Origin of the sequence: Marilutibacter spongiae, assembly GCF_014145325.1 — a bacterium.
In the GTDB taxonomy this organism is placed as follows: Bacteria; Pseudomonadota; Gammaproteobacteria; order Xanthomonadales; family Xanthomonadaceae; genus Marilutibacter; species Marilutibacter spongiae.
On sequence record NZ_JACHTF010000003.1, the window covers coordinates 18526 to 41463 of the forward strand.

Genomic DNA, 22938 nt, shown 5'->3' on the forward strand with positions numbered 1-22938 from the left:
CTCTACCCACCCTACGAGGCCGGGGCAGGGCAGCACCGCAGGATGGGTAGCGCGAAGCAAAACCCATCGCGCGTCGTGCGTGCAATTACGCGACGGTGGGTTTCGCCTTCGGCTCTACCCACCCTACGGCCGTGAACGACCTGTCGACGGATCACGCCTAGCCCGCGTCGGGTGCCCGGAAGGTCACGTTGCCCTCCGCATCGAGGACTTCGATGCGCGCGTCGCCCTCGCGATCGACGCTCAGGCGAATGCGCTCGCGACCTTCGGGGTCGGCCAGCAGGATCTCGGCATCCTCGTCCTGGTTCAGGATCGCGATCCGGCGTTGGACGACCTTGCTGGCCCCGATCACGTCGAGATCGGCAGGGGGGCGGGAGTTGATCTGGAGGCCCGCGGTCGCGCTGCTGCCGTCGGCGGCGACCCGCGTGACCAGGCCCACGGCGTCGTAGTTCGGATAGTCGAACGCGAGCGCGGATATCTTGCCCATGCTTGCATCGGTAATGGCCAGGCCACCCAGTTCGCTGCCCTTGGCGTCGTAGAACACCATCCCGGCGGGCTGCACCGCCCGCGGGTACTCCTTTCCGCCGAGTCGCGGCAACGGGAAGCGTTCGGCATTGGAAATCACCAGGCGCGTGACACCCGACGGGTCGACGATGTTGATGCGCTCGACGTTCAGTTCTCCGTCCTCGTCCAGGGACAAGGGCGACCGTGCGCCGGTGGTGACGATGACTGCCAGCGCGACCGTCACCAGCGCGGCGTAGACCTTGAGACCTCGAACATCGCGGTCAAGGCGGGTCAATCGGGAGTCGCGCGAGTCGTGTTCGGTCATGGGCTTGCCTCTCGAGATGGACCTTCATCCTAGTGGCCGCGAGCGAGGATGGATCGTGCCGTTGGTGTTGGACGTGGCCCCCGTCTTCGCCGTTCGCTTCGTTCGCGGGTCGAGCGGATTGAACGGGTCGCCCGGGTTCACCGGCTGGACGATCGCACGCGTCCAAGGACCTGCGCGCCGACCCGGGCGGGGCGGATCGAGCCGGGTCTCGCCGGGCGATCAGAGGGGCGAGGGCGGTGCGTCGCCGCTGCCGGGGGCGTGCAGCAGTTCGGCCGGCAGTTGCGCGAATTCGTGCGCGAGCTTGCGCAGGAAGGCGTCCATCGCCGAGCTCTTGCGCCACACCATCGCGATCCGGCGGTGCGGAGGCTGGCCGTCGAAGCTGAGCAGGTGGATGCCCGGCGAGGGCGGGATCGGCGGCTGCACCGCGAGCATCGGCAGCAGCGTGATGCCCACGCCCGACGCGACCATCTGCCGCAGCGTCTCCAGGCTGGTGGCGCGGAAGCCATCGCGTTCGTCGGCGCCGGACATGCGGCAGACGTCGAGCGCCTGGTCGCGCAGGCAGTGGCCTTCCTCGAGCAGCAACAGGTGCTGGTCGTCGAGGTCGTCCAGGCGCAGGTGGTCGCGCGCGGCCATCGGGTGCTGGCGCGGCACGGCCAGCATGAAGGGCTCTTCGAAGAGGGGTTCGACGTGCAACTGCTCGTCGTGGATCGGCAGGGCGAGCAGGCCGGCGTCGAGGCGGCCGTCGCGCAGGCGCGCGAGGATCTGGTCGGTCTTCTCCTCGACCAGCAACAGTTCCAGGCGGGGAAACCGCTCGCGCAGCCCGGGCACCACGTGCGGCAGCAGGTACGGCCCCAGCGTGGGGAACATGCCCAGGCGCACCGTGCCGGCCTCGGGGTCCTGGCTGCGCCGGGCGATCTCGGCCATCTGGTCGACCTCGGCGATCACGCGGCGCGCGCGCTCGGCGATGTCATGGCCGACCGGCGTGAGCATCACCCGTCGCGGCGCCCGTTCGACCAGGGCCACGCCGAGTTCGTCCTCGAGCTTGCGGATCTGCGTCGACAGCGTCGGCTGGCTGACGAAGCTGGCCTCGGCGGCGCGGCCGAAGTGCTTGTGCTCGGCGAGGGCCACCAGGTACTTGAGGTCGCGCAGGTTCATGCCGGCGTCCCGCCGGCGCTCGCGTGCCGGTCGCGGGGCGCCCGGGGGGCGTGCGGGGAGGGCAAACAAGGAACCGGCGTGCCTGCGTGCATGTCTCTATATACCCCGTTGGACGGGATGGCGGGTGGCCGGCGCGGCCAGGCACGCGTCCCCGCCGTACCCGGCGGGGACGCGAACGGACTCACGCGGCGACGGCTTCGTCTTCATCCTCGGCCTCGGCCGGTGCCGATGTCCGGATCAGGTGGTCGAAGGCGCCGAGCGCGGCGGTCGAGCCGGCGCCCATCGCGATTACGATCTGCTTGTACGGCACCGTGGTGGCGTCGCCCGCGGCGAACACGCCGGGGACCGAGGTCTGGCCCCGCTCGTCGATGATGATCTCGCCGCGCGGGGACAGCGCGACCGTGCCCTTGAGCCATTCGGTGTTGGGCAGCAGGCCGATCTGCACGAAGACACCCTCCAGGTCGAGACGGTGCGACTCGCCGGAGACGCGGTCCTTGAAGTGCAGGCCATTGACCTTCCTGCCGTCGCCGAAGACCTCGGTCGTCTGCGCGTTGACCTTGATGTCGACGTTCGGGAGGCTTCGCAGCTTGCGCTGCAGGACTTCGTCCGCGCGCAACTGGCCGTCGAACTCGATCAGGGTGACGTGGGCGACGATGCCGGCCAGGTCGATCGCGGCCTCGACGCCGGAATTGCCGCCACCGACGACGGCCACGCGCTTGCCCTTGAACAGCGGACCATCGCAGTGCGGGCAGTAGGCCACGCCCTTGTTGCGGTACTCGTCCTCGCCGGGCACGCCCATCTGGCGCCAGCGGGCGCCGGTGGAAAGCACGACGGCGCGCGAGCGCAGCGATGCCCCGTTCTCGAGTTGCACTTCGACCAGGCCGCCCTCGCGCGCGGCCGGCACCAGCGCCTTCGCGCGCTGCAGGTTCATCACGTCGACGTCGTACTCCTTGACGTGCTGTTCGAGCGCTGTCGCCAGTTTCGGACCCTCCGTGTAGGGGACGGAGATGAAATTCTCGATCGCCATGGTGTCGAGCACCTGGCCGCCGAAGCGCTCGGCCACCACGCCGGTACGGATGCCCTTGCGGGCCGCGTATACCGCGGCGGCGGCGCCGGCCGGGCCGCCGCCGACGACCAGCACGTCGAACGCGTCGCGGGCCTGGATCTGCTCGGCGGCGCGGTCGGCCGCGCCGGTGTCCAGGCGGGCGAGGATCTGTTCAACGCTCATGCGGCCGGTGTCGAAGACCTCGCCGTCGAGCAGCACGGTCGGCACGGACATCACCTGGCGCGCCTCGACTTCCTCCTGGAACAGGGCGCCGTCGATCGACACGTGGCGGATGTTCGGGTTGAGCACGCTCATCAGGTTCAGTGCCTGCACGGTATCCGGGCAGTTCTGGCAGGACAGCGAGAAGTAGGTCTCGAAGCGGTATTCGCCTTCCAGGCCGCGGATCTGTTCGATGACGTCCGCGCCGAGCTTCGGCGGATGGCCGCCCACCTGCAGCAGGGCCAGCACGAGGGAGGTGAACTCGTGTCCCATCGGCAGGCCGGCGAAGCGCACTTCGACGTCGGTGCCGGTGCGGCGGATCGCGAAAGAGGGCCGGCGCGCGTCGTCGCCGTCGCCCGAATACGCGACCTTGTCCGACAGTGCGGCGATGTCGAGCAGCAGGGCCTCGAGTTCCTTCGACTTGTCGCCGTCGTCCAGCGACGCGACCAGCTCGATCGGCTGCTGGACCTTTTCGAGATAGGCCTTCAACTGGGTCTTGAGGTCGGCGTCGAGCATGGGCGGGACTCCTGGCAAAGGGGGAAGGGGAGGGAGGGGAAAGGGACCGCGGGCTGCCGGTGCAGGAGAGAGCGTCGCAGCGGCGTCCACGGCCCGGCAATCGGGGGGAGGACCCGGCGCTGGGGCCGGGTCGCTCCGCGCGGCACTTCGGGTTGCCGCGTCGCCTGGCCTCGCGGCGCGAGGGGCGATGGGGTGGGCGGCGCGCGGCCGCCCGGTACTACGGGTACTGCGGGTGGTGCGTGGGAATCAGATCTTGCCGACCAGGTCCAGCGACGGCGCGATGGTCTTCTCGCCTTCCTTCCACTTGGCCGGGCAGACCTCGTTGGGATGCTCGGCGACGAACTTGGCGGCCTTCAGCTTGCGCAGGGTCTCGGAGACGTCGCGGGCGATGGCGTTGTCGTGCACTTCCATCGTCTTGATGACGCCTTCGGGATTGATCACGAAGGTGCCGCGCAGGGCCAGGCCGTCTTCCTCGATGTGGACGCCGAAGGCGCGGGTCAGCTGGTGGGTCGGGTCGCCGACCAGCGGGAACTGGGCCTTGCCGACGGCGGGAGAGGTCTCGTGCCACACCTTGTGCGAGAAGTGGGTGTCGGTGGTGACGATGTAGACCTCGGCACCGGCCTTCTGGAATTCGGCGTAATGGTCGGCGGCGTCCTCGACCTCGGTCGGGCAGTTGAAGGTGAACGCGGCCGGCATGAAGATCAGCACCGACCACTTGCCCTTCAGGCTGGCCTCGGTGACTTCGATGAACTCGCCGGTCTGGAAGGCGGTGGCCTTGAACGGCTGGACTTGGGTGTTGATGAGCGACATTCAGTCTGTCCTTCTGGTCTGGGGGTGGAGAGAAACATGGCGGCTGCCATGGAATCGAACGCTGGGGCGGGCCACGGGGTGCTGCGCCGCGATAGCGAAAGGATAGGGATGGCGGCCATATTAATCAATTTGATTGATCATATCACTTCAATAGATTTTATCTATCAAAGTGAAAGCCAATTCCTGTCGGGGACGCCATTGCCCCTCTCCGCCCGTTAAGCTTCTCGGCATGGCAGGGTGGCGGCAGGACGAGGTCCTCCCCCGGGAGAGCCCCATCACCCTTCGCACGTACGGACGATGCCGCGGCGCCGGGATGCCGCGCGGCCGTCCGCGAGGACCCCTTCAACGATGCCCCGACTCGACGCCCTGCTGCGCGAAGCGCGCGCCGACACCGGACCCGGCGACGCCGAGGCGCTTGCCGCCCATGTACTCGACCGGCCGGTGTCCTGGCTGTACGCGCACGGCGACGAGGAACTGGAACCCGCCATCCGGGCGCGCTTCGAGCGCCTGCTGGCGCGACGCCGGGCCGGCGAACCCGTCGCGTACCTCACCGGGCAACGCGGATTCTGGCGCTTCGACGTGCGGGTCACGCCCGACACGCTGATCCCGCGGCCGGAGACCGAGCTGCTGGTGGAGCTGGCACTCAACCAACTGCCCTACGATGCCCGGACCGACATGCTCGACCTGGGCACCGGCAGCGGCGTCATCGCCCTGGCCGTCGCGATCGAGCGACCGCGCGCGCGCGTCGATGCCGTGGACGCCAGTGCAGCCGCCCTGGCCGTGGCGCAGTCCAACGCGCAGGCCCTGGACGTGGGCCGGATCGCCTTCCACGAGGGCGACTGGTTCGCCCCGGTGGCGGGACGCCTGTTCGACGTGGTCGCCAGCAACCCGCCCTACATCGCCGACCGCGACCCGCACCTGGCCCAGGGCGACCTGCGCCACGAACCGGTCTCGGCGCTGGCCTCGGGCCCGGATGGGCTGGCGGCGATCCGCGTCATCGCCGCCGACGCCCCCGGGCACCTCAAGCCCGGCGGCTGGCTGCTCGTCGAGCATGGTTGGGACCAGGGGGCGGCCGTGCGCGGGCTGTTCGAAGCGGCCGGCCTGGTCGAGGTGTTCACCGAGCGCGACCTCGAGCATCGCGACCGCGTCACCCTGGGGCGGAATCCCGGTCCCGACCCCGACTGACCGCCCCTGCGTACATGTGCCCGCCCGGTCCAAGCCGGTACACTGCGCCCCTGTTCCACGAAGCCGCCTGGCGAGACCCTGCATGCGCAAGCTCTACCCCGAGATCGAACCGTTCAACACCGGCAAGATCGAAGTCGACGATCGCCATACCCTGTACTTCGAGGAGTGCGGCAACCCCGACGGCAAGCCGGTGGTGATCCTCCACGGGGGCCCGGGCGGCGGTTGCAGCGCCAAGATGCGCCGCTTCCACGATCCGGCGAAGTACCGCATCGTGCTGTTCGACCAGCGGGGCTCGGGGCGCTCCACCCCGCATGCCGACCTGGTCGACAACACCACCTGGCACCTGGTCGAGGACATCGAGAAGCTGCGTACGCGGCTCGACATCGACCGCTGGCAGGTCTTCGGCGGCTCCTGGGGCTCGACCCTCGCGCTCGCCTACGCCGAAAGCCACCCCAAGCGCGTCACCGAGCTGGTGCTGCGCGGCATCTTCATGCTGCGCCGCTGGGAGCTGGAATGGTTCTACCAGGAGGGCGCCTCGCGCCTGTTCCCCGAGGCCTGGTCCAAGTACGTCGCCGCGATCCCGGAAGTCGAGCGCCACGACCTGATCAGCGCGTTCCACCGCCGCCTGACCTCCGAGGACGAGTCCACGCGCCTGGCCGCGGCACGTGCCTGGAGCGTGTGGGAAGGCGCGACGAGCTTCCTGCACGTGGACGAGGACTTCGCCAAGAGCCACGAGGACGCGCAGTTCGCGCTCGCCTTCGCGCGGATCGAGAACCACTACTTCATCCACAGCGGCTTCTTCGAGGTCGACGACCAGCTGCTTCGCGACGCAGGCCGGCTCGCCGACATCCCCGGCGTGATCGTGCACGGCCGCTACGACGTGGTCTGCCCGCCGCAGAACGCCTGGGACCTGCACAAGGCCTGGCCCAAGGCGAAGCTCGCGATCACGCCGACCTCGGGCCACTCGGCCTTCGAGGAGGAGAACATCGACGCGCTCATCGAAGCCACCGACGGCTTCGCCTGAGCCGGGCGGCGCCCTGCGCGGGCGCATCCGCCCCGGTCGCGCGTAGCGCGGTCCCGGGGATCAGGCGGGGCTGCCGTCCGGATTGCGGTCGATCATCCACAGGCCGGCCCACAGCTTGAGGTCCAGCTCGTAGCCTTCGGCCTGGCGGGCCATCAGCCAGGCGGGCGCCTCGGCGCGTGGGATTTCATGGACGGTGATGTCCTCGTCGTCGACGCCCCCGCCCGCGCCGACCCGGGTGAGGTCCAGGGCGCGGACGAAGGCGATGCGTTCGTTGCTCATGCCCGACGAGGTCGGGCCCACCAGCAGGACGTCGACCCGCGCCGCCTCCCAGCCGGTTTCCTCGATGAGTTCGCGCCGCGCGGCCGAGGCCAGGGTGTCGTCGGCGTGGTCGTCGCCGACCAGGCCGGCCGGCATCTCGATCGTGCGGCTGCCCAGCGGCGCGCGGAACTGGTCGACGAACACGACCCGGTCGTCCGGGGTCACCGCGATGATGATCACCGCCATGCCCTTGCCGTGGGTGCGTTCGGCGAATTCCCATTTGCCCCGCCGGTTCAGGCGCAGCCACTGGCCTTCGTACAGCGTTTCGGTCCCGGCCGATGCGTCGCCGCGGGTGTCGTGCATGTCGCTGGTGTCCATGGAGCCTCCCCTGCAATGCGACCGATCCTAGCGCGGCCGCGTGGCAGGCGTGCGGATGCCGCCGGCGACCGTCACGCCGATCCGTACGCGAGCCCGGCGGCCTCGTGCAGGCGGCGTCGCGTCAACGGTCCGAAGCGAAGCGCGTCGCACAGGGCCTGCAGGGCCGCGGCATCGCCCCCGGTACGGGCGAAGTGCGGGCGCACGCCCTCCAGCGGTGCGTCCAGGGCGATGGTCGTGAGCTGCCGGCACAGCAGGGCCTGTTCGCGATGCTCGCGCAGCTTGCGCGCCGTGCTGGCCGCGCCGCGAAGGCGCAGGTACGGCACTTCGTCGACCCGTTCGAGCAGGGCGTCCAGGGTGTCGAAATGCGCCAGCAGCGCCGCCGCGGTCTTGGCGCCGATGCCGGGCACGCCGGGGATGTTGTCCACGCTGTCGCCGGTGAGCGCCAGGTAGTCGGCGATCTGGCGGGCCTCGACGCCGTGCCGTGCCGGCACGCCAGCCGCGCCCCAGCGCTGGTTGCGCGCATAGTCCCACTGCTCGTCGCCCTCGCCCAGGAGCTGCGAGAGGTCCTTGTCGGCGGATACGATCACCGCGCGGTAGCCGCGCGCGCGCGCGGCGTGGGCGGCGCTGCCGATCAGGTCGTCGGCCTCGTAGTGGCCATGCGAGAGCACGTCCAGGCCCAGCGCCACGCACAGCGCGCGGCAATGCGCGAACTGGCGCTTGAGCGCTTCGGGGGCGGGCTCGCGATTGGCCTTGTAGGCGGGGTAGAGGCGATTGCGGAAGCAGTCGTCGAGGGCTTCGTCGAACGCCACCGCGACATGGGTGGCGCGGGTGCGCTCCAGCAGCTCGGCCAGGAAACGCGCGAAACCCTGCACGGCGTTGGTGGGCCAGCCCTCGGCATCGCTGAACTCGTCCGGCATCGAGTGCCAGGCGCGGAACACGTACAGGCTGGCGTCGACCAGGTAGAGGGTGGGGGCGCTCATGCCGGCTGCCAGTCGGTCAGCAGGGCCTCCGGGTCGGGACGGTCGCGTTCGGGCGCTTCGATCCTGGGCGTGCCCAGGTGGATGAAGCCGGCCACCGTCTCGTTGGCGTCCAGTCCGAGCCACTGGTGCACCGTGGGATCGTAGGCCGGCCAGCCGGTCAGCCAGGTGCCGCCGAAACCCGCGGCCTGGGCCGCCTGCAGCAGCGCGAAGCACACGCAGCCGGCGGTCAGGAGGCGCTCCTGGGCGGGAATCTTGTCGTCGGGCCCCAGGCGGGCGACCACCGTGACCACCAGCGGTGCGTGCGAGAAGCGCTGCCGGTCCTTCTCGATGGCGGCCTCGCCGGCGCTCGGGTCGCGCGAGGCGGTCAGCCCGGCCAGGCGCTCGCCGAAGGCGTGGCGGGCATCGCCGCGCAGGGTGACGAAGCGCCAGGGCACCCGCTTGCCGTGGTCCGGGACCCGGCAGGCCGAACGCAGCAGGCGGGCGAGGGTGGCCGGGTCCGGACCCGGTTCGTCCAACTGGCGGGCCGGAACGGAGCGTCGGCGATCGAGCAGGGCCAGCTGGCCTTCCGTGAACAGGTGGGGAGTTTCAGGGGTATCAGGGCTGTTGAGCGACATGGGTCACAGATTGTGATGGCCGTAAATATAAGTGACCCATCTTGCCACTATGCTGCCCCGTACGCTCTAAACGACGTTGTGCGTCACTTCCGGGTCAGGGGGTCAGGTGTGTTGAATCCATCGCAGGTGACGCGCAGCGAACCGTTGCGTGTGTTGGAGGAAATCAAGCGCCAGGCCCTCGAACAGCTGGGCAGCCTGCCCGATGCGCTGTATCCCGGGGTCGAGCAGGCGCTGGCCATGGCCCTGCAATCGGGCGACGTCGGCCCCGGCCATTTCGAGGACCAGACCTGCCTGCGCATGCTCAGGCAGCAGAACGCCTCGCTGGTGATGCGCTATCGCCAGCAACTCGCCAAGGGCTTCGACGACTTCCGTGGCCTGCGCGTGCGCGCACGCGGCGACCTGCCGCTGGGCCTGATCGACGACCAGCACCTGGCCTACCACCTGGATGGCCAGCGCATGGCCGAAAGCCTGCAGGGACGCTTCGACGAGCCGCTGCAGGCCATGCACGGCCGGCTGCAGGAGATGACCGCGTCGCTGGGCATGCCCGAGGCCCCCAACCCGGTCGGGCCCGAGCGCCTGGCGGGCGCCTTCGTGGAGACCTTCCGCGAACACGAGACCACCGAGACCGTGCGCAGCCTGCTGTTCCGGCTGTACGAGGCGGAGCTCGGGCGTCGCCTGGGCGATTTCTACGGGCGTGCCAACGCCCTGCTGGCCGCCACCGGTTACGGTGCCGCGGCGCGCGGTCCGCGGCCCGTGCAGGGCCGGCCGGGGCCTGCCCCCGCGCGGCAGGACTACATTCACGACACGGTGGACGCCGTGCCCTATCGAGGACCGACAGGCGTGGAAAATGGGATGGATACCCGCGGCTACCCGGGCGGCGGCGCGGCAATGGCCGGCGCCGACGCAGGCAGCATGCCCGATGCCGACCTGAACGACCTGCGATCCATGCTGCGCATGTGGCGGCAGGGCTCGCTCGCCGGCATGGAGAGCCCGGTCCCGGCGGGCGCCGGCCGGGGCTCCGCGACGCGTGCCGAAGCGCCGCGCGACCGCGGCATGGGCAATCCGCGGCGCGAACTGCGCATCGACGAAATGCTCAGCGTGGTCAGCCTGCTCCAGCCCGAACCGTCCGACACCTTCGCGCGCGCGCTGGCCGGTCCCGGCCGCCTGGGCGAGGCGATCCGCGACCATCTCTGCGACGGCGCGCGCCGGATCGGCGTCGACCCGGAGCAGACCCGTTTCAGCGCCGACGAGGAAGACGCCATCGACCTGGTGGCGCTGCTGTTCGACTCGCTGTTCCGCACCAACTCGCTGCAGGACCGTGCCCGCCGCCTCTACGGGCGCCTGGTGCTCCCGTACGTCAAGGTCGCGCTGACCGACGAGGGCCTGTTCGTCGAACGCGAACACCCGGCCCGCAAGCTGCTCGATGCGATCACCGAGGCCTGCGAAGGCAACCAGGGCACGACGCCGCAGGAGAAGGAACTGCTCGAGCGCGCCGCCTCCGTCTCGCAGCGGGTCGTGGCCGAGTACAACGAGGACGTGGCGGTGTTCGAGCTGGCCCATGCCGAGCTCGATGCCCTGCTGGGCCAGCACCGCAAGCGCAGCAGTCTGCAGGAAGACCGACTGGTGAAGGCCACGCTCGGCCGCGAGCGCCTGGACAAGGCGCGCGAAACGGCCGACGAGGCGCTTACCGATCGCCTGCGCAGCACCCGGCTGACCCAAGCCGTCGCCGATTTCCTGGCGATGCCCTGGCGCCACCACATCGTCCAGACCCAATTGCGCGACGAGGACGGCAGCAAGCGCGAGGAAGCCATGATGCTCGGCGACGCGCTGCTCAAGGCCGATCGCCTGGCGGCCGAGAACCGCGGTCGCGAGCTGGCCGACCACCTGCTGGCGATCGAGCCGCTGGTCCTGCGCTGCCTGGGCAGTTCCGGCCTGGACGAGAGCGCGGCCCAGCACGGCCTGGCCGGCCTGGTCCGGGCCCTTGCGACCCCGGATGGCCCGCGCCGCGCGCAGACCGCGCAACCGCTCGCCGGTGGCGACACGGTCGAGAGCGTCGAGGAGCGCAAGCTGTGGCTGGCCGGCGGAACGGCCTCGCTCGGCCACGATCCCGAGGCCGCCGGTCGCATGCGTGGCCTGCAGTCGGGCGACTGGGTCCGGCTGACCGACGTGCATGGCGACATCGTGTCGGCCAAGGTGGCCTGGAAGAGCCCCATGACGTCGCGCTTCCTGCTGGTCAACCGGCGCGGCCTGCGCGTGCTCGTGGCCTCGGCCGAGGAATTGGCGGTGATGGAGCAGGACGGACGCCTGGTCGTAGGCTCGGAGCGTTCGGCGTTCGACGAAGCCATGCGGCGCGTCCGCGAGCGCATCGACAGCGCCTCGGTCGCCGACTGATCCTTCGCGTCGCCGCGTTCGCGGCGATGCCCCTGTCGGCTGCCAGCGCAGCCTTGCCCCGTCCACCCCGGCCCCTGGCGGAGACCGCCGGCCCCGGCCGTCGCGTGCATGCGGGGCATTGGTTACGATGCCGGGAGTCCGGGGCCCGGCCCCACGCGGAGTGACGGTATGGCGGAAGACACGGAGAGTGCGACGATCGGGGTGCTGCGCGAGCGGGCCGAAGGCGAGCGACGCGTGGCGATGACCCCGGAAACCTGCCGGAAGTTCGTCGCCGCGGGTGCGCGGGTCCTGCTCGAACGTGGCGCGGGCCTGGGGGCCGCGTTCCCCGACGAGGCCTATGCCGAAGCCGGCGCGCGACTCGAGGACGATCCCGCGTCCGTGCTGGCGGTCGCCGATGTCCTGCTATGCGTGCAACCGCCGCCGGCCGAGGCCTTGCGCGGCATGCGTCCCGGCGCCTCGCTGGTGGGCCTGCTGGCGCCGCAGGCCGACGCTGCCCGCGGCGAGGCGATCCGCGCGCGTGGGCTGCTGGCCTTCCCGCTGGAACGCCTGCCGCGCACGACGCGTGCGCAGGCGATGGACGTGCTGAGCTCGCAGGCGGGCATGGCCGGCTACAAGGCCGTGCTGATCGCCGCCCAGCTGGCCCCACGCTTCTTTCCCATGCTCACCACGGCCGCGGGCACCATCCGCCCCTCGAAGGTCCTGGTGGTCGGCGCCGGCGTGGCCGGCCTGCAGGCGATCGCGACGGCCAAGCGCCTGGGCGCGCAGGTCGAAGGCTTCGACGTGCGGCCGGAAACGCGCGAGCAGATCGAGTCGCTCGGCGGACGCTTCCTCGACCTGGGCGTCAGCGCCGCGGGCGAGGGTGGTTACGCGCGGGCGCTCAGCGACGAGGAGCGCGCCGAACAACAGCGCCGCCTGGGCGAGCACCTGCGTGGCGTGGACGTGGTCGTGTGCACGGCCGCGGTGCCCGGGCGCCCCGCGCCGAAGATCATCAGCACGGCGATGGTGTCGGGGATGAAGCCTGGCAGCGTGATCGTCGACCTGGCCGCGGAGACCGGGGGCAACTGCGAATCGACGCGACCGGGCGAGACGGTCGAAGTCGGCGGCGTCGCCATCGATGGCCCGCTGAACCTGGCCAGCCGCGGCGCGGTCCATGCCAGTGAGATGTACGCGCGCAACCTCTACAACTTCACCCGGCTGTTCCTGGAAGCGGGCGCCATCGCCCACGACTGGAACGACGAACTGCTGGCCCGGACCGTCTGGCCGGAGCGCGAAGCCGCCGAGTAGGCCTGAGCCGGGCGGCGGGCGCGGGTGGGATCGGGCCCGCGTCCGCGTCCCAGACAGACTGCGTGGCGCCGTCAGTCCGTGTCCTTGCCGCGTTGCTCGCGGATCCACGCGTCGCGCTGCCCGGGGCTCATCGCCCGCCACTTCGCCTTCAACGCGCCGCGTTCCTCGGGCGTCATCGAACGCATGGTCTCGAACAGGGCGCGCGTCTGCCGGCGCTGCTCGGGACTCATGTCTTCCCAGCGATGGCGGCCGTGGCGCGCGCGGTTGCGCTGTTCGGGGCTGAGCTCCTGCCAGCGGCGGGCGCGCTCGAGCATGCGCTCGCGCTCGGCCGGCTCGTTGTTCCAGCGTTCCCGGATGGGTGCGATCAGCATCTCGCGCTGCGCGTCGGTCAAGGCCTCCCAGGTGGGCGGCGGCGGGCCCTGGGGCGGTGCAGGCGGAGGCGGCGCGCCGAGCGCCGCCGTGGACAGGCCCAGCGCCAGCAGCAGCGCGAACAGGCGGGGGAGGGCACGATGACGCGATGGCGTGGTTTGGGGAATGGCGTGCATGTCAGCGTTCCAGGATGGCGGGCAGGGCTTCGTCGTTGGCGGCGAGCCAGAGGTACAGGTCGGGATCTTCGTCGAGCGGATTGAGCACCACCTCGTCCTCGGCGGCCTCCAGCGCGGACACCAGGCCGGCATCGCCGGTCGGTGCGACGCCGTCTGTCGACGCCGAGAGGGCGGGGGCAGGCGTCGTCGAAGACGGTGGCGACTGCAGCCAGGCGATGCCGAGCGCGCAGGCGAACACCGCCGCCAGCGCACCGCCCATCATCCAGCCCGGCCTCGCATGGGGCCGGGGCAGGAAGACCTCGTGGCGGTCGCGGCGCAGTCGCGACAGCGTGCGCGGTTTCAGGCGGGCCAGGCCCTCGGCGTGGAGCGCACGCATGGCCTGGTCGAAATCGGCGCCCGACCGTGCGTCGGCCGGCGGGGTGTCGTGGGGGGCGTTCATCGCCAGTCCTCCAGTTTTCGTTGCAGTGCCTCGCGGGCACGCGATAGATGTGTCTTGACCGAGCCTTCGCTGCAGCCCATGGCCCGCGCCGTGGTGGCGACGTCGAGTTCCTCGAGCACGCGCAGCGAGAAGGCCTCGCGCTGGCGGGCGGGCAGTTCGCCCAGCGCCTCGGCCAGGCGGGCATAGCCTTCGCGCCCGTCGTGGGCGCGGGAGGGGTCCGGGCCATCGTCGGACCACTCCACCGGCGTCTCGTCCTCGTTGCGCGGCGCGGGCGACAACCAGGTCAGCCGGAACCGGCGCCGACGCTGCACGTCGATGATCCGGCGGCGCAGGATGCTCCAGAACAGGGGCGTCCATTCCGACGCCGGCCGGTCCTCGTAGGCCAGCATCTTCATCATCGCGTCCTGCACCGCGTCCAGCGCGTCCTCGCGCTGGCGCAGGCCGGTCTCGGCGAAGCGGAACGCGCGCGCGCCGATCCCCGCCAGGAAAGCCTCCAGCGTGGCCGGCAGGTCGGGCCGGACGGTCTCGTCCGGCGCCTCGTCGCCTGGGAGCGTGCGTGCGTTCACCGTGTCGAGCATACGGTTTGGCGGGTGCGCTGGGCGTGGATGTTCACCGGGGTCCTCGGGCCCGCCGTTGCGCGGCCTTCGAGACATGGCAACGCCCGCGCGGGGCCGGGGTTGACACTGGACGCCGGGGGTTAAGGGCCGGTTATGATGCGGACGACTTCGCGCAGGGACTGGGGACGATGGCTGACGGATTCATGGCGTTGTACATCTTCATGCTGGCGGCGATCGCGGGGCACGTGATCATCTCCCGGGTCCCGGTCATCCTGCACACGCCGCTGATGTCGGGTTCGAACTTCATCCACGGCATCGTGCTGATCGGTGCGATGGTGGTGCTCGGCCACGCCGACACGACGCTGGAGAAGGCCATCGGTTTCGCCGCGGTCCTGCTGGGCGCGGGCAACGCCGCCGGTGGCTACGTGGTCACCGAACGCATGCTCGAGATGTTCAAGAGCTCCCGCAAGCCCGCCGACGGCAGCGGGGGCGGCGCATGAGCATGCAGGCGATGCTGGCGTCGGCGAGCTATTTCGTGGCCGCCACCCTGTTCCTGCTGGGCCTGCAGCGCATGGCCTCGCCGAAGACTGCGCGCAGCGGCATCCGCTGGGCGGGCTGGGGCATGGTCATCGCCACCGCGGCGACATTCCTGTTGCCGGACCTGCACAACCTCGGGCTGATCGTGACCGCGCTGGTCCTGGGCACGGTACTGGCCTGGGTCTCGGGCAAGAAGGTGGCGATTACCGACATGCCGCAGATGGTCGCGCTGTACAACGGAATGGGCGGCGGTTCGGCAGCGGCGATCGGCGCGGTCGAGCTGCTGAAGTTCAGTGGCCTGGTCGCCGGCGCGACCGCCGTCGCGGGCGCGGGCGCGCCAGGGGCCGGCGCACCGGTGGTGACCCTGGTGCTGGCCGTCCTGGGCTCGGCGATCGGCGCGGTCTCGCTGTCGGGTTCGGTGATCGCCTGGGCCAAGCTCGACGGCCGCCTCGACAAACGCGTGGTGTTCCCCGGCCAGCAGGTGTTCAACCTCGCCATTGCCTTGGCGATGGTGGTGCTGGGCGCGCTCGCGGTGACCACGCTGTCGGTGCACTGGATCGTCGCGTTCTTCCTGGTCGCGCTGGCCCTGGGCATCCTGATGACGTTGCCGATCGGCGGCGCCGACATGCCGGTGGTGATTTCGCTCTACAACGCACTGACCGGCCTGGCCGTCGCCTTCGAGGGTTACGTGCTCGGCAACCAGGCCCTGATCATCGCCGGCATGATGGTCGGCGCGGCCGGCATCCTGCTGACCCGGCTGATGGCCAAGGCGATGAACCGCAGGATCGGTAGCGTGCTGTTCTCCAACTTCGGCGGCGGCGGGCAGGCGCAGGAGATCGCCGGCAGCCAGAAGCCGATCGAGGCCGGCGACGTCGCCGCGATGATGGCTTTCGCCGAGCGCGTGGTGATCGTGCCGGGCTACGGCATGGCGGTCGCCCAGGCCCAGCACAAGATCTGGGAACTGACCCAGAAGCTGATCGAGCGCGGGGTCAAGGTGAAGTTCGCCATCCACCCGGTCGCCGGCCGCATGCCCGGCCACATGAACGTGCTGCTTGCCGAGGCCGGCGTGCCATACGACCTGATCGTCGACATGGACGACATCAACCCCGAGTTCCGCAACACCGACGTGTCGTTGGTGATCGGCGCCAACGACGTCGTCAACCCCGTCGCGAAGACCGACCCGGCCAGCCCGATCTACGGCATGCCGATCCTGGACGTCTCCGAGTCGCGGAACACGATCGTGATCAAGCGGGGCAAGGGCACCGGCTTCGCGGGCATCGAGAACGCGCTGTTCTACGGCGACAACACGCGCATGCTGTACGGCGACGGCGCCGAGATGGCGAGCGCGCTGGTCAGCGAACTGAAGGCGCTCGACGGCGGTCACTGAAGCGGCCGCCGTCGTATCCGGCCGGCTTCAGGGCTGGCCCAGTGCCAGGCAGAGCTGGCCGCTGAGTTCGGTGGTGACCACGCCTTCCGGCGACTTGGTGCCGCTGACGAAGAAGTAGCCCGTCGCACCCTCGAAGCGTCCCTCGCCGTGGTCGACCTGCTGGTAGGCGGTGACCACCGCGGGACTGGTGACGCCGGTCTCGCGCATGTGCAGCGTGCCCCGCGCGGTGCGGTACTCGAAGGCGCCGCCATAGGAAATGAAGCCCGGCGAGGTGGCCGGTCCGGCGGCCGCGCTGTCGGCATTGAAATGCGTGGTGCCGACCAGGCCGTGGTTGCCCTCGACCTCGCCGAGGAAGCATGACGCCAGGCCGGGATTGCAGCCCTCGGTCGAGGCGAGTTCGACCAGGTCGGCATGGATCTGCTTGCAGCGCGGCGGGCCCTCGGTCCCGGGCGTCGTCGCGCCGGCAAGCAGGGGGATCGTGGCCAGCACGAGGCAGCCAAGGCGGAGGCGGGTCTGGACGCTCATTCGCGGTTCTCCTTGCGGTGGGTGGGGGAGGCGCGGCGGCGGGAGGCGACTCCGCTGCCGGATGGCCCTGATCCTCGGCTGCCTGAGTGGTACTGAAAAGATCCGGAATACGTGCTATTGATAGGTCCAATCTCCGCCGCGGGGCGTCCGGCCCCTGGGGTGCCCGTGCTGCTCCACCTGCCGCTCGATGGACAAGGACCGCTGCACGCGCAGCTGACGCGCGCGTTACGCACGGCGATGATCGAGGGGCGACTGGCCGAGGGCGAACGCCTGCCTGCCACGCGCCTGTTGGCAAGGGAGCTGGGCCTGTCGCGGAATACGGTCCTGGAAGCCTACGAACAACTGCAGGCCGAGGGCTGCGTCCAGGCGCGCGTCGGGGCCGGCAGTTTCGTCGCTCCCGGCGTGGTCCATGCGAACGCGGCCGCGCCCGCGGTTGCGCCGGGAACGCACGGGGCGGCGGAAGCCTCGCCCGCGCCCAGCGCCTTCGCCGAGCGCGCCCGCCGCTTCCACGATCACGGCGCGATCCCCGGACGCACCGTGCCGGGCACGCGGTACGCCTTCCAGTACGGCGTGCCGATGGCCAATCCGACCCTGACCAGCGACTGGGCGCGGGCGCTGTCGCGCGCGGCCCGCCGTGCGCCGCCCGCCTATCCGCACGTGCTGGGCCTGCCTGCCCTGCGCGAGGCGATCTGCGGTTACCTCTCGCGCCGGCGCGGCGTGCAGGTGGCGCCGGAGGACGTGCTGGTGGTCAACGGCACGCAGCAGGCGATCGCCCTGGCGGCGCGTGTGCTGGTCGATCCGGGCGCGGCCGCCCTGGTCGAGGAGCCGCAGTATTTCGCCATTCGCGAAGTGCTCCAGATCCATGGCGCGGCGCTGCGTTCGGCGCCCGTCGACGCCGCCGGACTGGTCGTGGACGCGCTACCGGTTCCCGCGCCGCGGCTGTTGTGCGTGACCCCCTCGCACCAGTTCCCGACCGGTGCGCTGATGTCGCTCGAGCGCCGCCGACAACTGCTGGACTTCGCCCGCCGCCACGGCAGCTGGATCTTCGAGGACGACTACGACGGCGAGTTCCGCTACGACGCGCGCCCGCTGGCGGCGCTGCGTTCGCTCGATCGCGACGACCGCGTGATCTACGTGGGCAGTTTCTCCAAGCTGATGTTCCCGGCCCTGCGCCTGGGCTACCTGGTCATGCCGCGCGCGCTGGCGCGCGATTTCGCCAATGCCAAGTGGGCGGACGATTTCGGGTCCCCGGCGATCGAGCAGTGGGCGCTGGCGGATTTCATCGCCGACGGCGGCTTCGAGCGCCACCTGCGACGCACCGCGAAGGCCCTGCGCCAGCGCCGCGACGCGTTGCTGGCGGCCTTGCACCGGCGCCTCGGCGGTCGACTGGAAATCGCCGACTCCAATGCCGGGATGCACCTGGTCGCCTGGTTGCGCGATGCCGATCATGCCGGTTGCCAGGCGCTCATCGACCATGCGGCACGGCGTGGCCTGGGCCTGCATCCGATCGCACCGTTCTACCTGGCGCCGCCCCCGCGACCGGGCCTGCTGATGGGCTTCGCCGGCATGCCACTCAAGGACATCGCGCCCGCGGTTGCGTTGCTGGGCCAGTGCATGGACGAGATGCTGCCCGCACCGCCTGGCTGAGTTTCAGCGCGAGGCGAGGAAAGCCAGCAGCAGGCCAAGGGCCATCAGCGACCAGTCCAGCGGATCGTTGGCCAGCGTGGCCATGAACCAGGCATGGTGGACGCCCAGCTTCAGCGACGAGGCAAAGGGCGTGAGGCCCATCTGGCTGCCGATATGCCCGGCGATGATGCCCCACTGCGCGAGGACGGCGACCGCGGCGGTCGCCGTCGCGGCCAGTGCGCCGCGCGCGATGCCGCCACGCCAGCCGCCGAAACGCAGCACCCAGGCCACGTCCAGGGCCGCGACCAGCGCCATCCAGGCATGCTGTCGTTCCGTGTAAAGCGAGAGCAGCACCCACATCACCACCAGTACCGTCAGGCTGAGGGCCAGCAACAGCCAGGCCGCCGGGCGGACTCGGCGGACGGGCGTGGCGGGGGCGGGCGGAGCGGGGGACGGCATGGGCGGTGGCGGGACGCGAATAGCCCGACAGCATACCGGAGCGGGCACGCCCGGGGCCCCGCCGGTAGAATCGGGGGCTTGCCTCCCGGCACGCCACCCCAATCTCACCGGTATGTATTCCAGATCCAGCGAACCCGTCCGCCTCGAACGCGATTGCGCGGCCGTCCTCGTCCCCCAGGGCGAGCACGTCAACCTGCCCGCCGGCAGCATCGGCTACATCACCCAGGCGCTGGGTGGCAGCTATACGGTGTTCATCGAGGGCAACCTGTTCCGAATCGCGGGCAAGGACGCCGATGCGCTCGGCAAGGAGCCGCCCGAGCCGCTGGAGCTGCCCGACGACGCCGACGACGAGGCCGTCGAACAGATGGTCTGGCGGCAGTTGCGGACCTGCTTCGATCCGGAGATCCCGATCAACGTGGTCGACCTGGGGCTGATCTACGAGGCCAACGTGAAGCCCGCCGGCGATACCGGCGCCGGCGGTCGCCTCGTCGAAGTCCGCATGACCCTGACCGCGCCGGCATGCGGCATGGGCGACATCCTCGTCGACGACGTGCGCAGCAAGCTCGAGATGATCCCGACCGTGGTCGAGGCCGACGTCGAACTGGTCTTCGACCCGCCCTGGGGCCGCCACATGATGTCCGAGGCGGCGCGGCTCGAGACCGGCATGCTCTGAGCCGCGATCGCGGCTCGCGCCCTCAGCGCGAGCTTGTCTGCAGCGACATGCCCGGCTCCATGTCGGTCGCGGTGAGCGACTGGGTCAGCCAAGCGAGGCTGGCGCCGCGCAGGCCGGTGCGCGCCAGCAGCGCGCTGCGCGTCTGCGGACTGCAGCCCTTCAGGTTGGCGTCGCGCGACATGAGGCTGTGCGCTTCGAGTTGCGCGACGGCGTCGCCGGTGCGGTGGGCCTTCTCGTCCATCCGCGTGAGCAGCTCGGCCGCCTCGCCGCGATCGCCGGCCGCCAGCATCAGCACCACGTCCAGCAGGTCCAGGCGCTGCTCCACCACCCAGGTGTCCTTGGGGGCCGCCAGTCGTGCCTGTTCGGCCAGGTTGCGGCTGGCGTCCCATTCGCCGCGCGCCGCGGCGATCTCGGCCAGGCCCAGCTCGACCTCGGCCTTGAGCCAGTCGTAACCGCCGCCTTCGAGCTGCGGCAGCAGGTGTTCGAACAGGTCGTGTGCGGCGTCGAGCTCGCCGGCGCGCACCATCAGCGCCGCCACCTGGACCTGGAAGTCCAGCCGGTCGGGCCCGGGAGGCAGGTCCTCCATCGCCCGCGCCTGCGCGACGTCGAGCTTCTCCAGCGCCGCTTCGCGGTCGCCGGCGAGCAGGTCCGACAAGGCCATGCCATGCAAGGCGTAGAGCTGGGTGATGGCGAAGTTGGGCTGGCTGCAGCGGGCCCAGGAGTTGCGGGCCGAGATCAGGTCGCCCTGGGCCATCTGCATGCGCCCGCGCATGCAGGCCGCGCGTGCCGCGGAGACGGCCGGAAGGCCCTCGCCTTCCGTGCCATCGCCTTCCTTGCCTTCGCCCGCGGCATGCGCGTCGCGATCGAGGATGCCCAGCGCCTTGTCGTACTGCCCGTCGGCGTAGGACAGGAAGGCTTCGGTCTGGTTGATCCAGTGCGCCATGTCGCCTTCCAGGCGGGTGTTGCGCAGCTGTTCGATCAGCTCGCGCGCACGATCGAGCTCTCCGGTCATCAGGGTCTCGTAGAGCATGTCGGTCTCGATCGCCTGGGTGGCCACGACGTCGCCGGCCTCATGGGCCGTGGCAAGTGCCTGCTCCAGCCATTTCCGGTATCCGGCATGGTCGCCCTGGTTGCGTTGCTGCAGGGCCGCCAGGCGCAGGATCTCGATCTCGATGCTCAGGTAACCGTCGTTGCGCGCCGTCGCGAGCAGGGCGTCGAGGCGCTCGCTGGCCTCGCCGCCGGGGCGCAGGGATTCGGCGAGGAACCGGGTGTAAAGCGCGTCGGCGGGCGCATCGGCGGCATCGAACTGGTTGGCGATCTCGTCGAAACGGCCCAGGTCCATGCGACCGGGGAACTGGGTGTACTCGATCTCGGCCAGGTGCAGCTTCGCGGTGGCCTGCTCGTACTGCCAGGCGGCGCCGGCCTCCTCGGCGAGGCGGAGTGCGATCCGCGCATGCCGGGTCGCCGCGTCGTAGTTGCTCAGGATGCCGTGGGCCTGGGCCAGCAACTGCTCGCGCAGGATGGTGGGTCCGACCGGGATGTCGTCCCATCCGGGCCGGTTGAGGATCTCCAGCGCTTCGGCGGCGCGCCCCGTCGCGATCAGCGACCAGGCCTCCTCGAAGGCGAAGTCGCGCTTGCCCGGATAGCGTGCGGCCAGGGCCACGAAGGCGCGGGTGGCATCCTCGATGCGCGCGGGATCCACGCCCAGGCGACGTGCCTCCAGGACCTGCGCGGCGTCCGCGGGCAGCGGCTGCAGGTCCGCAACGGCGCGCTCCATGTGGTGGATCGCCGCGCTGGCGTGGCCCAGCCCGGACAAGGCCAGCGAGAGCTGGTACTGCGCAAGTCCGAAGTCCGGGGCATCGGCGACGATTTCCCTGAGGTCGCGCCGACTGCGCGCGAAGTCGCGGCGATGGTGCGCCTTGTAGGCGTCGGCGTACCGTCGGGCGATGTCGGCATCGATGCCGATGTCCGGCCAGGCCTGTCCCTTGCGCCCGGGCAGCAGCACGTCCATCACCTGCCGTGACAGCGTATCCACCAGTGCCGGGATCTCATCGGCCGTGCCGCGCACTTCGAGTTGGCGCCCACCGGCATCGCCATCCAGCCTCGCGCGGACATAGAGCAGGTCGGGCCGGCCGGGTACCCGGCCGCCGGCGAGCATCACGATCAGCGGCGATTCCTCGGAGGTGTGCGTGGCCAGGTGGGCTTCGTTGAGGACGGTCACGTCGGGGAGCATCGCCAGCTTCCAGCCCAGCCAGGCGCGCAGCAGGGTGATGGGCCAGCGGGTCTCGGCCGGCGCATCCTCGTCGTCGATCTCGACCAGGGCCACGCTGATGGTCTGGTCGTTGCCGGGCAGCCAGTGCTGGCGCAGGCGGGTGATGCCGGTCAGCACGAGCATCGCGAGCGCGACGGCCAGTCCGACGACGATGAAGCGGCCGGGCCAATGGGAACGTCCCGTCGAGCGCGCCATGCCGGCCGTGTCCGGCACCGGGCCGGCGATCGGGTCCGCGGCGGGTGCGCCTGCAGGAGGCGCCACCGCATGCGTTTCGCTCTCTTCGCCGGGCTCATCGCCACGGGCGCGCGACGCGACGTCCGGCCCGGTCCCGGCGGGGGCGGACGATTCGGCCGGCGGCGACTCCGCGCCGGGAACGACCTCCACGGCCCCCGGGGGCTCGAAGATGTAGCCGCTCTTGGCCACGGTGCGGATCCATTGCCGGCGCTCGGGCCCCAGTGCCTTGCGCAGCATCCAGATGCTCTGCGACAGGTTGGCGTCCTCGACCACCACGTCCGGCCACAAGCGCTTGAACAGGTCGGCGCGCGAATGCAGCACGTTGGGCTCGGCGAGGAACAGGACCAGCAACTCGAACACGCGCTGGGTGAGCTCGACCTCTTCGTCCGGGCGGACCAGCCGCCGGCAGTGCAGGTCGACGTCGAGGTCGCCGACCCTGAGGCGCCGCGTTCCCTGCGGCCATGTCGAGAACAATGAAGCTGTCACCAGGCGTGCTCCGATCCAAACCCGTCAAGACCGCCCCGCGCGAAGCGAGGCCCCGTTCGTGCTCTCGCACGAGGCAAGTCGTCGAACCCCCTGTCCGATCGGCATGACCCTGACCCGCGCATGCACGCGGGAATCCGCTTGTCTGGTTAGCGCCCCCCGGCCCCCTCCGGCACCCGTGGTCGGCAGGGAACACGCCAGATGAAGCCAAGAGGCCTGACCGGCTAGGCAACAAGACTACCGCGCCCGGGCCCCGAGGTCAGCCTCGAGGTGGCAAACGTCATGCAATCTGGTTAGCGCGGCACGGTTTCACCTGCCTGAATCATGTCGGCCTTCGTCGCGCAGCCATTCGGGGCCGGACCTTCAGCGCCTGCCGATGCTGCCGTGCAGCATCGCGGCTCCGCCCGTGCGGCCCCGGCCTGCGGGTGCCGGATATGTGTTCCCCATCTTCAATTGATGGGCAATGCGTCTCGCTAATAGACGCTTTTGAGAAGAATTTGAGGCGGGGCCAATCGC

At 70.6% G+C, this 22938-nt stretch carries 22 protein-coding genes; 9 read left to right on the forward strand and 13 right to left on the reverse strand.

Annotated elements, in window-relative coordinates; genetic code table 11:
* Positions 1-157: 157 nt before the first annotated feature.
* The 4 genes from H4F98_RS03255 to ahpC all read right to left on the reverse strand — a co-directional run bounded on the left by H4F98_RS03255 (position 158) and on the right by ahpC (position 4571).
* Positions 158-826 carry a hypothetical protein gene (locus H4F98_RS03255; protein ID WP_182685241.1) on the reverse strand — a complete coding sequence of 223 codons (669 nt, stop codon included), beginning with the start codon at positions 824-826 and terminating at the stop codon, positions 158-160.
* Positions 827-1045: 219 nt separating this feature from the next.
* Positions 1046-1981: a DNA-binding transcriptional regulator OxyR gene (gene oxyR / locus H4F98_RS03260; RefSeq protein ID WP_182685242.1), complete on the reverse strand. Its 936-nt coding sequence runs from the start codon at positions 1979-1981 to the stop codon at positions 1046-1048.
* 181 nt (positions 1982-2162) lie between these two features.
* On the reverse strand, positions 2163-3761 hold the full coding sequence (gene ahpF, locus H4F98_RS03265; RefSeq protein WP_182685243.1) for an alkyl hydroperoxide reductase subunit F: 1599 nt from the start codon (positions 3759-3761) through the stop codon (positions 2163-2165).
* 246 nt (positions 3762-4007) lie between these two features.
* Positions 4008-4571, reverse strand: coding sequence for an alkyl hydroperoxide reductase subunit C (gene ahpC / locus H4F98_RS03270; protein WP_182685244.1), 564 nt, complete (start codon positions 4569-4571; stop codon positions 4008-4010).
* Between the two features lie 36 nt (positions 4572-4607).
* Between ahpC and H4F98_RS03275 the strand changes: the two genes are divergently transcribed.
* The 3 genes from H4F98_RS03275 (at position 4608) to pip (ending at position 6780) form a co-directional block, all read left to right on the forward strand.
* Complete coding sequence (locus tag H4F98_RS03275; protein ID WP_182685245.1) at positions 4608-4790, forward strand: hypothetical protein; 183 nt, start codon at positions 4608-4610, stop codon at positions 4788-4790.
* A 129-nt stretch (positions 4791-4919) separates the two neighbouring features.
* Complete coding sequence (prmC, locus tag H4F98_RS03280; protein WP_182685246.1) at positions 4920-5756, forward strand: peptide chain release factor N(5)-glutamine methyltransferase; 837 nt, start codon at positions 4920-4922, stop codon at positions 5754-5756.
* Positions 5757-5838: 82 nt separating this feature from the next.
* Positions 5839-6780 (forward strand): prolyl aminopeptidase, encoded by a 942-nt coding sequence (pip, locus tag H4F98_RS03285; RefSeq protein WP_182685247.1) that lies wholly within the window; start codon positions 5839-5841, stop codon positions 6778-6780.
* A 60-nt stretch (positions 6781-6840) separates the two neighbouring features.
* Here pip and H4F98_RS03290 read toward each other — a convergent pair whose 3' ends face one another.
* The 3 genes from H4F98_RS03290 to H4F98_RS03300 form a co-directional block, all read right to left on the reverse strand.
* Entirely contained in the window at positions 6841-7416 is a 576-nt protein-coding gene (locus H4F98_RS03290; RefSeq protein WP_246372820.1) for an NUDIX hydrolase, read from the reverse strand.
* A gap of 71 nt (positions 7417-7487) precedes the next feature.
* Positions 7488-8396 carry a 5'-3' exonuclease gene (locus H4F98_RS03295; protein ID WP_182685248.1) on the reverse strand — a complete coding sequence of 303 codons (909 nt, stop codon included), beginning with the start codon at positions 8394-8396 and terminating at the stop codon, positions 7488-7490.
* Positions 8393-9010 carry a nitroreductase family protein gene (locus H4F98_RS03300; protein WP_182685249.1) on the reverse strand — a complete coding sequence of 206 codons (618 nt, stop codon included), beginning with the start codon at positions 9008-9010 and terminating at the stop codon, positions 8393-8395. The genes H4F98_RS03295 and H4F98_RS03300 overlap by 4 nt, the downstream gene beginning before the upstream one ends.
* Before the next feature lie 126 nt (positions 9011-9136).
* On the opposite strand from H4F98_RS03300, the gene H4F98_RS03305 reads away from it, so the two are divergent.
* Both H4F98_RS03305 and H4F98_RS03310 read left to right on the forward strand, forming a co-directional pair.
* On the forward strand, positions 9137-11401 hold the full coding sequence (locus H4F98_RS03305; protein WP_182685250.1) for a DUF1631 family protein: 2265 nt from the start codon (positions 9137-9139) through the stop codon (positions 11399-11401).
* A gap of 168 nt (positions 11402-11569) precedes the next feature.
* The gene (locus H4F98_RS03310) at positions 11570-12685 is read left to right on the forward strand and encodes an NAD(P) transhydrogenase subunit alpha (protein ID WP_182685251.1); all 1116 of its coding nucleotides are present in this window, start codon (positions 11570-11572) and stop codon (positions 12683-12685) included.
* 71 nt (positions 12686-12756) lie between these two features.
* Here the strand turns inward: H4F98_RS03310 and H4F98_RS03315 are convergent, their stop codons facing one another.
* The 3 genes from H4F98_RS03315 to H4F98_RS03325 are packed head-to-tail and all read right to left on the reverse strand — an operon-like array spanning position 12757 to position 14247.
* Entirely contained in the window at positions 12757-13230 is a 474-nt protein-coding gene (locus tag H4F98_RS03315) for a DUF3106 domain-containing protein (RefSeq protein ID WP_182685252.1), read from the reverse strand.
* Position 13231: 1 nt separating this feature from the next.
* Positions 13232-13669, reverse strand: a complete 438-nt coding sequence (locus H4F98_RS03320; protein WP_182685253.1) for a hypothetical protein — start codon at positions 13667-13669, stop codon at positions 13232-13234.
* Positions 13666-14247, reverse strand: a complete 582-nt coding sequence (locus tag H4F98_RS03325; protein WP_182685254.1) for an RNA polymerase sigma factor — start codon at positions 14245-14247, stop codon at positions 13666-13668. The genes H4F98_RS03320 and H4F98_RS03325 overlap by 4 nt, the downstream gene beginning before the upstream one ends.
* A 167-nt stretch (positions 14248-14414) precedes the next feature.
* Between H4F98_RS03325 and H4F98_RS03330 the strand changes: the two genes are divergently transcribed.
* Positions 14415-14726 (forward strand): NAD(P) transhydrogenase subunit alpha part 2, encoded by a 312-nt coding sequence (locus H4F98_RS03330; protein ID WP_182685255.1) that lies wholly within the window; start codon positions 14415-14417, stop codon positions 14724-14726.
* Positions 14723-16150 (forward strand): NAD(P)(+) transhydrogenase (Re/Si-specific) subunit beta, encoded by a 1428-nt coding sequence (locus tag H4F98_RS03335; protein WP_182685256.1) that lies wholly within the window; start codon positions 14723-14725, stop codon positions 16148-16150. Before H4F98_RS03330 ends, H4F98_RS03335 begins: the two co-directional genes overlap by 4 nt.
* 27 nt (positions 16151-16177) lie before the next feature.
* Here H4F98_RS03335 and H4F98_RS03340 read toward each other — a convergent pair whose 3' ends face one another.
* Positions 16178-16675: a hypothetical protein gene (locus H4F98_RS03340; protein WP_182685257.1), complete on the reverse strand. Its 498-nt coding sequence runs from the start codon at positions 16673-16675 to the stop codon at positions 16178-16180.
* A 159-nt stretch (positions 16676-16834) separates the two neighbouring features.
* Between H4F98_RS03340 and pdxR the strand changes: the two genes are divergently transcribed.
* Positions 16835-18322, forward strand: a complete 1488-nt coding sequence (gene pdxR / locus H4F98_RS03345) for a MocR-like pyridoxine biosynthesis transcription factor PdxR (protein WP_343064718.1) — start codon at positions 16835-16837, stop codon at positions 18320-18322.
* A 3-nt stretch (positions 18323-18325) separates the two neighbouring features.
* Here pdxR and H4F98_RS03350 read toward each other — a convergent pair whose 3' ends face one another.
* Positions 18326-18760, reverse strand: a complete 435-nt coding sequence (locus H4F98_RS03350) for a hypothetical protein (protein WP_182685258.1) — start codon at positions 18758-18760, stop codon at positions 18326-18328.
* A gap of 112 nt (positions 18761-18872) precedes the next feature.
* Between H4F98_RS03350 and sufT the strand changes: the two genes are divergently transcribed.
* On the forward strand, positions 18873-19433 hold the full coding sequence (sufT, locus tag H4F98_RS03355; RefSeq protein ID WP_182685259.1) for a putative Fe-S cluster assembly protein SufT: 561 nt from the start codon (positions 18873-18875) through the stop codon (positions 19431-19433).
* 22 nt (positions 19434-19455) lie between these two features.
* On the opposite strand, the gene H4F98_RS03360 is transcribed toward sufT, so the two are convergent.
* Positions 19456-22425, reverse strand: coding sequence for a winged helix-turn-helix domain-containing protein (locus H4F98_RS03360; RefSeq protein WP_182685260.1), 2970 nt, complete (start codon positions 22423-22425; stop codon positions 19456-19458).
* Between the last annotated feature and the right edge of the window lie 513 nt (positions 22426-22938).